The 13,856-nt window shown below is 59.7% G+C and carries 12 protein-coding genes and 1 pseudogene; 6 read left to right on the plus strand and 7 right to left on the minus strand.

Annotation, left to right across the window (positions count from 1 at the left end; translation table 11 throughout):
- The first annotated feature begins 47 nt into the window (after nt 1-47).
- Nucleotides 48-809, plus strand: a complete 762-nt coding sequence (locus ABID58_RS14940) for a GntR family transcriptional regulator (protein ID WP_354033184.1) — start codon at nt 48-50, stop codon at nt 807-809.
- 54 nt (nt 810-863) lie between these two features.
- On the opposite strand, the gene ABID58_RS14945 is transcribed toward ABID58_RS14940, so the two are convergent.
- The 6 genes from ABID58_RS14945 to ABID58_RS14970 form a co-directional block, all read right to left on the minus strand.
- Nucleotides 864-1,865, minus strand: coding sequence for an NADP-dependent oxidoreductase (locus tag ABID58_RS14945; RefSeq protein WP_354033185.1), 1,002 nt, complete (start codon nt 1,863-1,865; stop codon nt 864-866).
- Nucleotides 1,866-2,503: 638 nt separating this feature from the next.
- Entirely contained in the window at nt 2,504-4,258 is a 1,755-nt protein-coding gene (locus ABID58_RS14950) for an adenylate/guanylate cyclase domain-containing protein (protein ID WP_354033186.1), read from the minus strand.
- A gap of 61 nt (nt 4,259-4,319) precedes the next feature.
- On the minus strand, nt 4,320-4,829 hold the full coding sequence (locus ABID58_RS14955; RefSeq protein ID WP_354033187.1) for a PaaI family thioesterase: 510 nt from the start codon (nt 4,827-4,829) through the stop codon (nt 4,320-4,322).
- Nucleotides 4,830-4,962: 133 nt separating this feature from the next.
- Nucleotides 4,963-5,316: a putative quinol monooxygenase gene (locus ABID58_RS14960; protein ID WP_354033188.1), complete on the minus strand. Its 354-nt coding sequence runs from the start codon at nt 5,314-5,316 to the stop codon at nt 4,963-4,965.
- A 318-nt stretch (nt 5,317-5,634) separates the two neighbouring features.
- Nucleotides 5,635-6,273 (minus strand): helix-turn-helix domain-containing protein, encoded by a 639-nt coding sequence (locus ABID58_RS14965; RefSeq protein WP_354033189.1) that lies wholly within the window; start codon nt 6,271-6,273, stop codon nt 5,635-5,637.
- Between the two features lie 299 nt (nt 6,274-6,572).
- A complete protein-coding gene (locus ABID58_RS14970) occupies nt 6,573-7,208 on the minus strand; it encodes a response regulator transcription factor (RefSeq protein ID WP_354033190.1) in 636 nt (211 codons plus the stop codon).
- Nucleotides 7,209-7,430: 222 nt separating this feature from the next.
- Here ABID58_RS14970 and ABID58_RS14975 point away from each other — a divergent pair, with 222 nt between their 5' ends.
- Nucleotides 7,431-7,823, plus strand: a complete 393-nt coding sequence (locus ABID58_RS14975; protein WP_354033191.1) for a response regulator transcription factor — start codon at nt 7,431-7,433, stop codon at nt 7,821-7,823.
- Here the strand turns inward: ABID58_RS14975 and ABID58_RS14980 are convergent.
- Nucleotides 7,818-10,175 (minus strand): MASE4 domain-containing protein, encoded by a 2,358-nt coding sequence (locus tag ABID58_RS14980; protein WP_354033192.1) that lies wholly within the window; start codon nt 10,173-10,175, stop codon nt 7,818-7,820. The two genes, ABID58_RS14975 and ABID58_RS14980, sit on opposite strands and share 6 nt — an antisense overlap.
- A gap of 512 nt (nt 10,176-10,687) precedes the next feature.
- Here ABID58_RS14980 and ABID58_RS14985 point away from each other — a divergent pair.
- The 4 genes and pseudogenes from ABID58_RS14985 to ABID58_RS15000 all read left to right on the plus strand — a co-directional run.
- A pseudogene (locus tag ABID58_RS14985) lies at nt 10,688-10,771 on the plus strand (alpha/beta fold hydrolase); the annotation flags it as partial.
- Between the two features lie 235 nt (nt 10,772-11,006).
- Nucleotides 11,007-11,660, plus strand: coding sequence for a hydrolase (locus ABID58_RS14990; protein ID WP_354033193.1), 654 nt, complete (start codon nt 11,007-11,009; stop codon nt 11,658-11,660).
- A gap of 33 nt (nt 11,661-11,693) precedes the next feature.
- Nucleotides 11,694-11,981: a XapX domain-containing protein gene (locus tag ABID58_RS14995; RefSeq protein WP_354033194.1), complete on the plus strand. Its 288-nt coding sequence runs from the start codon at nt 11,694-11,696 to the stop codon at nt 11,979-11,981.
- A complete protein-coding gene (locus tag ABID58_RS15000) occupies nt 11,978-13,855 on the plus strand; it encodes an amidohydrolase (protein WP_354033195.1) in 1,878 nt (625 codons plus the stop codon). The genes ABID58_RS14995 and ABID58_RS15000 overlap by 4 nt, the downstream gene beginning before the upstream one ends.
- Nucleotide 13,856: the final 1 nt, after the last annotated feature.

Here is a 13,856-nt window from a genome sequence, read left to right on the forward strand (position 1 = left end):
ATTTGCAAGTGACTCCAGACATTTCGTCCGCTATGGCTATTAGCACCATGGAATCACCGACGAGCCTCACCCACGGAGCCTATGCGGAGCTTCGCTCCGAACTGCTCGCATGCAACTTCGCGCCCGGAGAGAAGCTGAAGATCGAGGATCTCTGCCGTCGCTTTGCAGTTGGCTCGAGCGCCGTGCGTGAGGCGCTGTCGCGCCTCGCATCGGAGGGGTTTGTCGTCAGCGAACCGCAGCGGGGCTTCCGCGTCGCCCCATTGTCGGTTGATGCCCTTCGCGATCTCACCGACGTTCGATGCAGCATTGAGGCGCTGTGCCTTCGAGGCGCCATCGAGAACGGTGGACTCGAGTGGCAGTCGCAGGTCGTCGCCGCCCTGCACCGTCTGACGCATACGCCGGTATGGGCAGACAAGGCCGCGCGTCGCTACAGCAACGAATATGCGAGGGCTCACGAGACCTTTCACGAAGTCCTCGCAGCGGGATGCGGCAGCCCCTGGCTTCTTCATCTGCGCGCGGTGCTTTTCAATCACTCTGCACGTTACCGGTGGTTTACCGGTCCCCTGTCCAAGGTGGACCGCGACCTCGACAAGGAACATCGCGAGATTGCGGAGGCCACTTTGGCGCGGGACTGCGAACGCGCCGTCGCACTGATGAACGCGCACCTGCAACTGACCGCAAAAATCGTCCTCGACGCTGTATCGTCCGAGCGCGAGCCGGCTGCGAGAACATCAAAGGCAAAGCCGGGCAAGACTCACGCGCCGGATGGCCCAGGTCTCAAACGCAAGCGAAGCACGGCATCTGCCTGACGACCTGCCCGCTCCCGCCCGGCACGAGCAAACCGGGCGCGGAGTCGGGTGCCGCTACAATTTGATGACCAGCTTCCCGCGATTCTCCCCGGCGTAGAGCATCGCAATCGATGCCGGCGCGGCCTCGATGCCGTCCTGCACGTCCTCGCGATACCGCAACTTGCCGGAGCGAATCCAGCCAGCCAGCGCCACGACCGCTTCTTCATACCGTGGAGCAAAATCGGTGGTGAGGAAGCCCTGCATGATTGCGCGCTTGACGAGCAGATGCCGCTCCGGCCGCGGTCCCTCGTTCCAGGGATCCCAGCTCGCATAAGAGGCAGTACCGCAAATCGCGATGCGTGCTCCGACATTGATCTGCCGGACAACGGCATCGTGAATTGCACCTGACGTATTGTCGAAGAAAGCGTCGACGCCATTGGGGCAAAGCCGGGCAAGCGCTTCATCGAGATCCGCAGTCGACTTGTAGTCGACGGCCGAATCGTAGCCGAACTCCTCGATGCACTGCCGGACTTTCTCCGCACCACCGGCGAACCCGATCGTGCGACATCCCTTGATCTTCGCGATCTGGCCCACAGCCGAGCCAACCCCACCGGCGGCCGTCGAGACCACGACGGTTTCCCCTGCCTTCGGCCGGCAGACGTCCAGCAAGCCGAAATAGGCCGTCAGGCCGTTCAGTCCGAGCACACCGAGCGAGAGCGACAGCGGAAGGTCTTCCTCGAGGACCTTCCGCATGACCTGCTGCGGTTTGGCTGCGGCATAGTCCTGCCAGCCGAATATGCCCATGACCTTGTCGCCGGCTGCATAGCCATGGCTTCGCGTTTCAATCACCTCTCCGACCGCGAATGCGCGCATGGTGTCGCCGACTTCGATCCTCGGCCAATAGGTGCTCTTGTCGGCAATCCATCCGCGCATGGCCGGATCTGCCGACAGGAAGATGTTGCGAACGAGGAACTCGCCGTCCGAAATCCTCGGCACTTCCGCTTCGCGCAGCGCGAAGTCCGTCGGCTGCGGAATTCCGTTGGGGCGTGAACTTAGCCATACCTGTCGGTTTTTCATTTGCTGCCGCCTTTCCTATCTCGCCACGCTAGGGAGCCGAACTGCGTGTTTCGGTCCAGTTATGCGGTCTCCTGAGCCCCACGGAGGCGAAGCGCGCGCCACCGGTAGACCGGGACGGTGAGTGAGTTATGACGAAAGTGGTTGCGGGGGAAGCGCAACCACCGATACCGACATTCGAAGTTCAAGTTGCGATCTGATCGAGCCCGCCTCCTGCGTCCCGAACGCAGTGAACATCTTCTAAGGTGTTGATTTTTCTTACTTCGACAGGCGTTTCAGTCTCGTTTTGTTCACGGTCGTTTCACCCAATTCGTTGCGATATCGTTGCGGCGTTCTCGGGTAGAACGGTGAGCAGCGGCCTTGCTCCAAGGGATCCTCCAACGGCTCCAACTCGCATCGATTTAGCGGCTTTTCCCGACTGGCCGCTTCGCGCCAACAGCCGTCATTCAGCGAAGGTCGCTTGTGGTCATTTTGAGACACGTCGACCGGTTGAGCCGGCAGGAAAGACCGGAAGCGTCGCTTACTTGCGCCGCCGTCAAAACTGACATTCACGATCCTCGAACCTGGGTGGAGGCTGTGGGCTATCTTCAGCGCCTAGCGCAGTGATACTTCCGCGCCTCGGAACAACTCAAGTTCACGGCTTATCGCTCTCCGGTTGCGAGGTGGACACCTTCGGCCCGTAGCGCATAATCCTCGGGCCGCATCCAGGGCGGCCTTTGCTGCCAACGCTGACGCTGCTCCGCCGATTGCGGGGGAACACGTTCCAGTGCTTCGCGCGCCTCACCCAATTGCCCGAGATGAGCGAGCGACGCAGCGACGTATTCGTAAGGGGGAGCATAGCTCGGACGCAGGCGGACAACTTGGCGCAATGTCTGCAGCGCAGCGACGAAATCGCGTGAAAAAAACTGCAAGAGGGCGCGCCAGATCGACCAAAGCCAAATCAGGGGATCGTGTGGGCTGGCACGCATTGCCTGCTGCAACCTCTCGAGTGCTTCCTCTCGATAGCCGCCGAACCCGAGTACACAACCAAGCATGCTGATGACAAAGGCACTGTTTGGATTGAGGGCAACCGCGGTGCGCGCTTCGGCGATCGCCGCCTCCCATTCGCCGCCCCACATCATCATGTGTGCCAGCACGGCATGCGCCATCGCATCCCTTTCGTCGAGCGATACCGCGATTTGCGCTTCTTTACGCGCGGTTCCTTGAACCTCCAAGAAGGGGCGACTCGAGAAGTGCCAGATATCCCACTGGAGAGCCAGCGCGTATCCGTAATGGCCGGGAGCGAAATTTGGATCGAGCGCGATAGCTTGGCGAAAAAAGGTCTGTGCGGTCCGGTTTTCCTCCGGTCCGTATTTGTTGAAGTGCCAAAGTCCTCGTTGGTAGGCTTCCCAAGCATCGAGCCGCTCCGGCGGCTTGCGTAATACTCGCTGCTGCTCGGCCTCGGCCAGCGCCGGCTCGATAACTCCCGCAACACTCGCCGTGATCTCGTCCTGCACGGCAAAGATATCGCTCAGGTCGCGGTCGTATCGCTCGGCCCAAATATGGGCGCCGGAGGTCGCATCGATCATTTGCGCGGTGACGCGCACCCGACTGCCGCCCTTGCGCACCGATCCTTCGAGCACATAGCGCACACCCAGTTCGCGCGCCACCTGCTTCACAGCAACTGCGTGGCCCTTGTAGGTGAAGGTCGAGTTGCGGGCGATCACAAACAGCCAGCGAATGCGGCTCAATTCGGTGATAATATCCTCAACCATGCCGTCGGCGAAATATTCCTGCTCGGGATCACCACTCATATTCTGAAATGGCAGTACCGCGATCGAAGGCTTGTCCGGCAGGGCGAGCGCCGGCCTTTCCCTTCGCGCGCTCCGGCCAATCGGTACGCGATAGACGCGCACCGGACGCGCGATGTTCTTGAGCTGCTGCACGCCCATATCCTCGAAGTGGATGGTGAACTTGTCGCGCACTTGCTGATAGGACGAGTCCGAGATGCAGATGCCGCCGGGCTCCGCTATACTTTCTAACCGCGCCGCGATATTCACTCCGTCGCCATGAATGTCCTCGGCGTCGATCATAATATCGCCAAGGTTGATCCCGACGCGAAACTCGATCCGCTGCTCATCTGTAACATCCGCGTTGCGCTCGGCCATGCCGCGCTGAACGTCCATCGCGCAGCGCACGGCGTCCACCACGCTCGGAAACTCGATGAGGATGCCGTCTCCGGTGGTCTTGACGACGCGCCCACGGTGCTCCGCAATCTCCGGGTCCATCAACTCGCGACGGCAGGCCTTCAGGCGTGCGAGAGTGCCTTCCTCGTCAGCTCCCATGAGTCGGCTATAGCCTGCCACATCGGCGGCCAGGATGGCGGCGAGCTTGCGTTCGATCCGCTCGGGAGGCACAGGGGAGCCCTCTCTTGACCTGCAGCGAAAGCCTAGCCCAAAGGTATCCACCAATTCAACGTCAGCCTTTCGCGTTCCCCTTCGGAAATTCGAGCACAAGGCACGTCGTCGTCGCATGCGCAAGCAGCCGACGCCTCGCATCGGTGATGCGCGCCTCGGCGGTAGCGACGCGACGGCCGGCGTTGAGCACGCGACCCTCGGTGCGGATCACGCCGCTCGTCTCGCTCATACCGCGCACGAATGAGATTTTGAATTCCAGCGTGGTGTAGCCGGTGCCTGCGGGGAGCGTGCTCTGCACCGCGAGCCCCATCGCAGAATCCAAGAGGATCGCGGTATAGCCGCCGTGCACCGAGCCGATTGGGTTGTAATGGCGCAGGCCCGGCACGCTGTGAATCACGACGGCGCCGGGTTCGACCGTGCAGTCGAACGGTTCGACCGTCTGCATGATCGGCGGCTCCGGCAATCGTCTCGCGAAGATCGCGCGGACAAAATCGAGCCCCGACATCGACGCGATCACGTCGATTGGTACGATGCCGTATTCGATAGCCTGCTTGCCGGATTTATCGCCCATGATCCCTCAGCACACCGCGATTCGGGCATTTACGATTGTTCAGAGAGCATTGCCGCGTCGAGCGCGGCATCTGGCAGCTGTTCAACAATGTCCGCTGCCAGGCTCGCGACCTTAAGTCCGGAACCAAATCCCGTCACCTGACAAAGCCATCGAATGCTGTCATATAAATCGGGTGGGAGTCCTCGTTTGCCTTCTTGAACTCGTCCGAGGGCGTGCCATAGATCACCCAGCGAGTGAGCTTGGCCACAGCGAAGAACTCCTTCGAGAATGGCCCGAAGCTTTCCGTTTGGTGGAATAGAGCCGCCTTCGAATCCGTGTAGCGTTCAAAGATGTCAACCGTCTTCTGGTCGTGCCCGATGTTGAACTCAAACTGCAGCGCGCCCGGCTCCTTCTCTGTCGCGGCCACAAGCTTTGGTATCAGCGGCGTGAACTTGTCCATCTGATCGACGGTAACGGTGAACACCCAGTACACCTGTTCGCTCCGCATCCCTGCCTCCATGGTACGCCGCCTCAAGGCTCACACGACGACGACAATCAGCGCAACTGCCAACCACCAGAACTGCGCGCAATCAATTTTCGCATGGGCCAATGTCACATTCAAACTGGCTATCGTCTTGAAGGCTTTTGTCGCGTCGGGAAATTTCTTGCCGTCTTGTTTCGAGAACGCGCCCTTGTGCCTTAAGCAAATGCCTCCAAGCCCCCGGGACCCTCGAAGACTTCGGTCTGAGACGGTTCGCGGAATGATCCAGGTGACCCGCTCGGTGGCTCCCATCGCCGCCGAGACACGAGGCTTGTCGGTTCCGCTCTACCCCAACAAACAGGCCGCTGATTGCTCCATCTGGACAGGGATTCCGCGTTCGCGTCGCCAGCGGGCTGGACTTAGACCAAAAGCCCTTCTGAAGAGCCTGCATAGATGTGCTTGATCCGAAAGACCTACGCTCAAGGCTATTTCACTCAGTGATGCCGCACTGGTCAGCATCAGGTGGCAGGCTCTCTCCAGACGCTTTCTCACCACGTAGGCATGTGGCGACTCGCCGAACGCTAATTTGAATTTTCGACAGAAGTGCGCTGGGCTCCGACACGCGACCGCACTGAGATTCCGAATGTGAAGGGTACGACCTAAATTGCTGTCAATGTAAGTTTGCACGCGAGCGATCTGCCATGCCACTAGACCACCTCTTGGGCAGCCGTTAGCGACAGAACAACGCTCGATCTCCATGTGAAGGATGCGCGATGCCGTAATCAGTGACGCCTTGGCGAGCTCTCGGTCACGCTCTAGCTCTCGCCTTGCAGTTTCAAGCAGCTCGATCAGGCTGTTTCCCACCAAGCGGAACTGCTGATCAGCGGCAAAGGAAAATTCTGGTGCTGGAGTTTGAAGTCCCCGCTCGAAACGACGAATTTGTGTCATGCGTTCGGAGGGTGCACTGGATCCTAATACGAGCATTATAACCTCCCGTGCATGGGGGAATTCCCCGGCAAAACCGGTACGACGCGTTTTGACGGTTTGGCACGGCGTGGTCGATTGCGCGGTGGTAGTGTGAGGTTCGCTTATAGTTGCCTTTTCTAAGCCATCGCTTAGGGACGACGCGGGCGCGAGATCTCTAACCACGCTTCTGCATACGTTAGCCGAAGAGCACGTAATGCCCGACGAGCAGCGTTGTAGCAAATGCAGCAGATGGTAATTTGCTGGCAGGGACAGCGCACTCGCGTGAAAGCGCTTGAGGCGATATCCCTTAGGCTGACTCAGGAGCTCTGCGGCTGCTGTAGCCTCACGTTGAGAGTGTCCGCCATCCGGCTGAGCTCGGGAAGCGAGCGGACCTTCATTTTCCGCATCAGGTGGGTGCGATGCACCTTCACCGTAGACTCGGCGATGCCGATATCGTTGGCAATCTGTTTGTTGAGGCGACCCGCCACGACATGGAGCATGATCTCACGCTCGCGTGAGCTGAGCGTGTCGAAGCGCTCCCTGAGCGCAGTCAATGCCCTGTCACTCTCCAGCCGGGCACGATCGCGAGCGAGGCCGGCCTCGACAGCGTCAAGAAGATCCTGATCACGGAATGGCTTCGTGAGGAACTCCATGGCGCCGCCCTTCATCGCTTGCACGGTCATCGCCACGTCGGCATGCGCTGTGATGAAGATGATCGGCACTTGCCTGTTCGCAGCGGCGAGGTCGCGCTGAAGCTCAAGACCGCTTCGCCCCGGCATTCTCACGTCGAGTACCAGGCAGGTGGGGCCTTCCGGCGGATCAACTTTGAGAAAATCGTGAACAGACGAAAATTGACAGGTATGTAGGCCGACCGTCCGCAACAGCCGCACGACCGAGTCGCGAAACTCGGGATCGTCATCGATGACCAAGACACTGGGATTTGCCTCACCCATCGCCGGTATCCCAAAAGGGAGCGCGTTACTCCTGCCATACTACATACAAGCGGTCGATTTGAACAGCATCTGCCCCCCAAGCGGATAGCCCAAGGCCTAAGCCATCGCTTAGGGGCGACGGCATTGCATTGTTGGGGAATGTCCCTGACATTACGAAGTTGCATGCTGGTGCGAGGTATTGCGCCGCGGGTGGCGGAGCCACTAAGTTTCCCGGAAGCCGCAATGTTGAAGCATACGCTCGTATCTATCGTCGACGATAATCAGCCCTTTCGAGAATCTCTGCGAAAGCTCGTAATGTTGTTCGGCTACACTGTCGAATCTTTTCCATCAGCAGCCGATTTCCTGGCATCACGTCTCGTACCTGAAACCGACTGCCTGGTCACCGACGTTCAGATGCCTGGGATGACCGGAGTCGAGCTCCACAGGCGTTTGGTCGACACAGGGCACGCGATTCCGACGATCCTCGTGACTGCATACCCTGATGAAATGGTCAGGGATCAGGCCCTAAGGGATGGAGTCGTTTGCTACCTCAGCAAGCCAGTGGACGACGACGATCTCGAACGGTGCTTGCGATCAGCTCTGCAGGCCGGCACGCCGATTGAAGACAATTCATGAGTTCTCCTGGACCACAGGCAGAGTGAATTGAAATACCGCCCCCCGAGGCTCATTGGCACTCATCCACAACCGGCCTCCATGACCGTTGATGATGGTCTGGCAAATCGACAGCCCCATGCCGACTCCGCTGGTCTTAGTGGTGTAAAAGGGTTCGAAAACTCGATCGAAGTTTACCGGATCAATGCCGGGCCCTGAATCGTGCACTGCGACGAGGATGCCGCCGGGCTGGTTTTGCTCGGTTCTGATCGTCAACGCTCGCGTGCCCTCCTCAACTGAGCTCATCGCTTCGACCGCGTTCAGGATCAGATTCACGAGCACTTGCTGCAGTTGAACCCGATCACCCTGAACAGGAACCAGACCATCCATCAGGCGAGTGCTGACCGAGATGGCATCCTTGGCGATTGCGCTTCGCACCATCACAATCACCTCGTTGATGGCTTCATTGAGGTCAAAACGCTCTTTTCGCGGCGGAGCTCTCTTAATCTGACTGCGAATCCGTCCGACGATGTCCTTGGCTCGGTCCGCATCCCTGACAACACAACCAAGCGCTTCCCTGACCTCAGTCAGATTCGGCGGACTCATTTCCAAGAACCGCATCCCCGCACGGGCGTTGTTGCGCGCAGTCGCGATCGGATGCAGAATTTCGTGTGACAGCGAGGCGGCCAATTCTCCCATCATGCTCAAACGATTTATATGGGCGAGGTCTGCCTCAAGCTGACCTAGCCGCTCAAGCTCGTCTTGTGCGCGCTTCCGTTCCGTCACGTCGACGTTTGTGCAAACGACCTCAAGTAGCACGCCGGGTGGAGAAAATTCATGGTGGGTGTTTGCTTCCAGGTATTTGACCGTTCCATCAGGCAGCAAGATTCTGAATTCCTCAACGAAGTCTCTTTGCTCGCGCAATGCCTCCTGGACTTCTTTCCACAGCCTCTCGCGATCGTCTGGGTGAATGCGTCCCCACATATCGTCTCGGCTTGGAAGGCCCTGCAGCGGATCAAACCCCCAGATGCGGTAACTCTCATCCGACCAATACAGAAAACGCTTGGTTGTCCCGTCCAGAACCCAAGTACCGGTGTGGCTTAGCCTCTGTGCTTGTGCAAGCCAGGCTTCGTCGCGGCGCAATGCTTCCTCGGCCCGCTTGAGCTCGGTCAAATCGAGCGCGAAAATAACGCCCTCGTTGCCGCTTTTTTCGAACAGCGCTCCGCCGACTAACACGGGCACGCGGCTCCCATCTTTGCGGAAGTACTCCTTCTCGACCGGATGAAAAGCCCCGGTCGAGTGCAGTTCCGCCACTGAGCGTTCATTTTGCTCACGCCATTCGGCTGGCGTCAGATCGGTCAAGTGCAAGCGCCTCAAAACAACATCTTCGCGACTGTACTGTAGCATGCGCAGAAACGCTTCGTTAGCTTCGATAATTGCGCCTTCCAGATTCGAAATGCAGATCCCCAGAATATTGGCATCGACTAGGCGGCGGATCTTCCTTTCCTTGGAGCGGGCGACGTTGGCGTGAAACCGCATCGTCTCCACCAGCAGAACGACCAGGACGATCGTCGAGGTGAGCAGCGAAAACAGGCGGCCTGCATAAAAGCCGAGACTGAAGCGCCCGCTGACAAATATGGAGCCGAGTGCCATTTCCAGTAGTACCGCCAGAGCGACGATTATCAGCCATTGATCAAGTAGCGCGCGCCGGCGAAGCCACAGGACCGCGACCGCGCTAACGGACAACAGCATCGTGGTCGCGGCCGCCAGGCGAGCCTCCGGCGTAAAGCCAACCCTGTCCGCGAACAACACCGGCAGGTAGTTGTTGCCGGCGGTGGCGAGCAGGGTCAGTCCGCAGGCGAGCGTAAGAACGAGCGCGACGCTTCCGACGACCAAGGCGAGCAACGACGGTTCAGCCGGGCCCGGATCGGATTTTTCGTCCCTCAGCAATCCGTAGCCCAGAAGCGCCATGGGGAAAAGCAAGTGCCAGAACCAGTAGAGCGACGCTGTGGTCTGAAGGCCGGCGCCAAGCAGACCGGTCGGAGAAAATGCACCCGGAAACGTGAGCGCGTGCGGAATGATCATCAGGGCCGAGAAGAGGTAGCCGCAGGCGAGGACGAGGAGAGCGCGCAGGCGATAGATCGCGAATTGCGAGAACAGCAGCACCGAAGTGACCAGGTCGGTCACGAATATGACCCCCTCGAACGCGGGAATGAATGCGTTTATCTCCGCAAGCTGAGTTCTTGCGAACGGGGCAACAAGCGCGAACGCCGCGACCTGACATACGGCGACGGCAACCGCCCACCGCGTCTGCCGATGTGTCGGCGGCAGGCTCAACAGTGACGTCTCGGCGCCTGTGGGGACACGCTCGTTCATTGGCGTCATCTCAGTGCTGAGAGCCAACGTCTGCGTACACGCCGTTTCCCGAAGCCGCCATTCAAAATGGGATTTCGGCCTGTCCGCTCGGCTATCTCCTTGGTGAGGCTACCTCAGTCGGTTGTGGAGCGGAAGGCGATTACCGCTATTAGAAAGGGAGACCTGATGTCGCTGATGGCAGATTCTGTTGCAAAAGTCAGTTGAGACAGGCCGCGAACCGTGATTCCGTTGTGTTGACGTGAATCTCGGCGAGGTCGATCCATGATGGGCCGTCCGACGAGTGACCAAGGTCAGCTGTTTTACGAGTTTTGTCTTAGCGACGCGGTTCCGCGTCATAGATAGGAGGCGGCATTCCACTCGTGATGCTGTGGTCGGATGAGCAGTGGCTCGTCCGCAATCGTCCTTTGTGCGCTTCGATAATCGACATGCCAGCCCCAAACCGCCCGGTTTCGTGGTGTGATGCGCTCTTCAATTCGTCCGAAGCCGTGATCCGCAATTAGCGGTGCCGACGCATAATGGGCGGCGCGAAAGTGCATTACGACGGCATCGTTGCTATCTCGCAGACCGACTCCACCGCAGACCTGAAGGAGATTTCGGGCCAGTTACGAAGCATCGCAAACGGTCGCCTAGCCAAGGCAACCAAGGTGACGCTTCGTAGTGAGGTCCTGCGAATTGGACGCAATCGTCATTTTGTCCAAACTGCGAGAATTATTGCAAAGACCGGATCTCACGGTCGGGCGTACAGACGCTCACCACAGACCGCGCTCGCATCAGCACAAGGATGAGACGCACTGGGGCTCGAAATAGCGCCATCCGGCCAGGAGATCACAGATGTCCAAACTCGAAATGCTGACCCCGCAAAATAGCGCCATCGCCCTGATCGACTATCAGCCTGCCATGTATCAGGGCGTGCAGTCGCACGACCGGATTGTCGTCTTCAACAACATCCAGATCCTCGCAAAGGCGGCGAAGCTCTTCAAGATACCGACGGTGCTGAGCACCGTTGCAAAGGATTCCTTTTCCGGGCCCTTCATGCCCGAGGTGACGGATCTGTTCCCGAACCACGACATCATCGACCGCACCTCCATGAATTCCTGGCTTGATGCCGGTTTCCGCAAGGCGGTCGCAGCGACGGGACGCAAGAAGTTCGTCATCGCCGGGCTTTGGACCGAAGCCTGCGTGATGTTTCCAACGATCGACATGCTAAGGGAAGGCTACGAAATTTATATCGCTGCCGACGCCTGCGGCGATCTTTCGCTCGAAGCGCACAACCGTTCGATGGAACGTGCGGTGCAGGCCGGTGCGACCCCGATCACGTCTTGCCAATACGTGTTCGAGCTACAGCAGGATTGGGCGCGCTCGGAAACCTACGAAGGCGTCATGGACATCCTGCGCGGGCATTCGCCCTACGGCATCCAGGTCCGCTTCTCGAAGTGGGCGCTGGGCGAACACGCCTCGGAAGGTGGAGCGAAAGCTGCCGAATAACGATCGTTGTCTTCGCAACGGGGAAGATCGGCGATGAAAATCTATCTGCTATCAGCCGGCGCCGGCATTCTGGTCGGCGTCATCTACAGTCTCCTGAACGTTCGCTCGCCGGCGCCGCCGCTTGTGGCCCTGGTTGGCCTGCTCGGCATCCTGATCGGCGAGCAGGTTATCCCGGTCGGCAAGCAACTTCTTTCCGGTAACGGCCTCACCGCCGCGTGGCGGCAGGCACAGTGCGCCCCGCATATCTTTGGCCTTTTGCCTGGCCGCCAGGCGGACACCGCCGCGATGGCGCCCAGTGCCATCGAGGAGAACCGTTCATGAGCACGCCCGATCTCATTCTGCACCATGGCCTGTTCACGACGCTCGACCGCGGCAATCCAGCCGCGAGCGCGGTCGCAATCAAGGATGGCGTGTTCATCGCCGTCGGCCACGACAGCGAGGTGATGAAGCTCGCCGGGCCCTCGACCAGGGTGATCGACCTCAAGGGCAAGCGCGTGCTTCCGGGGTTGATCGACAACCATCTCCACATCATCCGCGGCGGGCTCAACTTCAATCTCGAACTGCGCTGGGACGGTGTCAGGTCTCTTGCCGATGCCATGAGCATGCTGAGGCGGCAGGTCGAGATCACGCCGGCGCCACAATGGGTCCGCGTGGTCGGCGGCTTTACCGAACATCAGTTCGTCGAGAAGCGGCTGCCGACGATCGACGAGCTCAACGCCGTCGCGCCGGACACCCCGGTCTTCCTGCTCCACCTCTATGACCGCGCTATCCTCAATGGCGCAGCGTTGCGTGCGGTCGGCTACACCAAAACCACGCCGGAGCCCCCGGGCGGTGAGATCACCCGTGACGCCAACGGCAACCCAACCGGACTCCTGCTGGCCAAACCGAACGCGAATATCCTCTACGCGACGCTCGCCAAGGGCCCCAAGCTGCCGTTCGAGTACCAGGTCAACTCGACGCGGCACTTCATGCGCGAGTTGAACCGTCTTGGCGTCACCGGCGCGATCGACGCTGGCGGCGGCTTCCAGAATTATCCGGACGACTATGCGGTCATCCAGAAGCTCAGCGACGAGGGCCAACTCACGATCCGTCTCGCCTACAACCTCTTCACCCAGAAGCCCAAGGGTGAAAAGGACGACTTCCTAAACTGGACCAGGACATCGAAGTACAAGCAGGGCACCGACTATTTCCGCCATAATGGCGCGGGCGAGATGTTGGTGTTCTCGGCAGCCGATTTCGAGGATTTCCGGGTGCCGCGTCCGGATATGCCTCACGAGATGGAGGGCGAATTGGAAGAGGTCGTCCGGATCCTGGTCCAGAACAAATGGCCGTGGCGTCTCCACGCGACCTATGACGAAACCATTTCACGGGCGCTCGATGTGTTCGAGAAAGTCAACCAGGACATGCCCCTCGAAGGCCTGCACTGGTTCTTCGATCACGCCGAAACGATTTCCGACCAGTCGATCGATCGCATCGCGGCGCTCGGCGGCGGCATCGCCGTGCAGCACCGCATGGCCTATCAGGGCGAATATTTCGTCGAACGCTACGGGTTTGGAGCTGCGGAAGCGACGCCGCCGGTCGCCAAGATGCTGGCCAAGGGCGTGAAAACTTCGGCCGGGACCGACGCGACGCGCGTTGCTTCGTATAATCCCTGGGTGTCGCTTTCCTGGTTGGTCACGGGGCGGACCGTCGGGGGATTACGCATCACCCCGCAACGCAACTGCCTCGACCGAGAGACAGCGCTCCGGATGTGGACGGAGAACGTCACTTGGTTCTCCAACGAAGAAGGCAAGAAGGGCCGCATCGCAGTAGGACAGTTCGCCGATCTCGTCGTTCCGGATCATGATTTCTTTTCCTGCGCGGACGTGGACATCGCGGACACGACGTCTGATCTGACGGTGGTCGGCGGCAAGATCGTCTACGCCAAGGGTGAATTCAAATCCCTTGACGCCCCGCCCCCGCCCCCTGCTATGCCCGACTGGTCGCCCGTCCGCAGCTACGGCGGGTACGCCGCATGGGGCGCCAAGGCCGAACCGGTTGCCGCGATGCGCATGCAGGCCGCGGCACACTGCAGTTGCACCAACAGCTGCGGTGTCCACGGCCACGACCACGCCAGCGCCTGGTCGGCGAAACTTCCTATTTCGGACCTGAAAAGCTTCTGGGGCGCCCTTGGTTGCGCCTGCTGGGCCGTATGAG

Source organism: Bradyrhizobium sp. S3.2.6, from assembly GCF_040546885.1.
Lineage (GTDB): Bacteria > Pseudomonadota > Alphaproteobacteria > Rhizobiales > Xanthobacteraceae > Bradyrhizobium > Bradyrhizobium cytisi.

Bases quoted from the DNA above. Each gene is read 5' to 3' on its own strand.
- ABID58_RS15000 (WP_354033195.1), top strand. From the start codon at position 11,978: ATGAGCACGCCCGATCTCATTCTGCACCATGGCCTGTTCACGACGCTC.
- ABID58_RS14960 (WP_354033188.1), bottom strand. From the start codon at position 5,316: ATGCGGAGCGAACAGGTGTACTGGGTGTTCACCGTTACCGTCGATCAG.
- ABID58_RS14980 (WP_354033192.1), bottom strand. From the start codon at position 10,175: ATGAACGAGCGTGTCCCCACAGGCGCCGAGACGTCACTGTTGAGCCTG.
- ABID58_RS14940 (WP_354033184.1), top strand. From the start codon at position 48: ATGGAATCACCGACGAGCCTCACCCACGGAGCCTATGCGGAGCTTCGC.
- ABID58_RS14975 (WP_354033191.1), top strand. From the start codon at position 7,431: ATGTTGAAGCATACGCTCGTATCTATCGTCGACGATAATCAGCCCTTT.
- ABID58_RS14995 (WP_354033194.1), top strand. From the start codon at position 11,694: ATGAAAATCTATCTGCTATCAGCCGGCGCCGGCATTCTGGTCGGCGTC.
- ABID58_RS14955 (WP_354033187.1), bottom strand. From the start codon at position 4,829: ATGGGCGATAAATCCGGCAAGCAGGCTATCGAATACGGCATCGTACCA.
- ABID58_RS14945 (WP_354033185.1), bottom strand. From the start codon at position 1,865: ATGAAAAACCGACAGGTATGGCTAAGTTCACGCCCCAACGGAATTCCG.
- ABID58_RS14970 (WP_354033190.1), bottom strand. From the start codon at position 7,208: ATGGGTGAGGCAAATCCCAGTGTCTTGGTCATCGATGACGATCCCGAG.
- ABID58_RS14990 (WP_354033193.1), top strand. From the start codon at position 11,007: ATGTCCAAACTCGAAATGCTGACCCCGCAAAATAGCGCCATCGCCCTG.
- ABID58_RS14965 (WP_354033189.1), bottom strand. From the start codon at position 6,273: ATGCTCGTATTAGGATCCAGTGCACCCTCCGAACGCATGACACAAATT.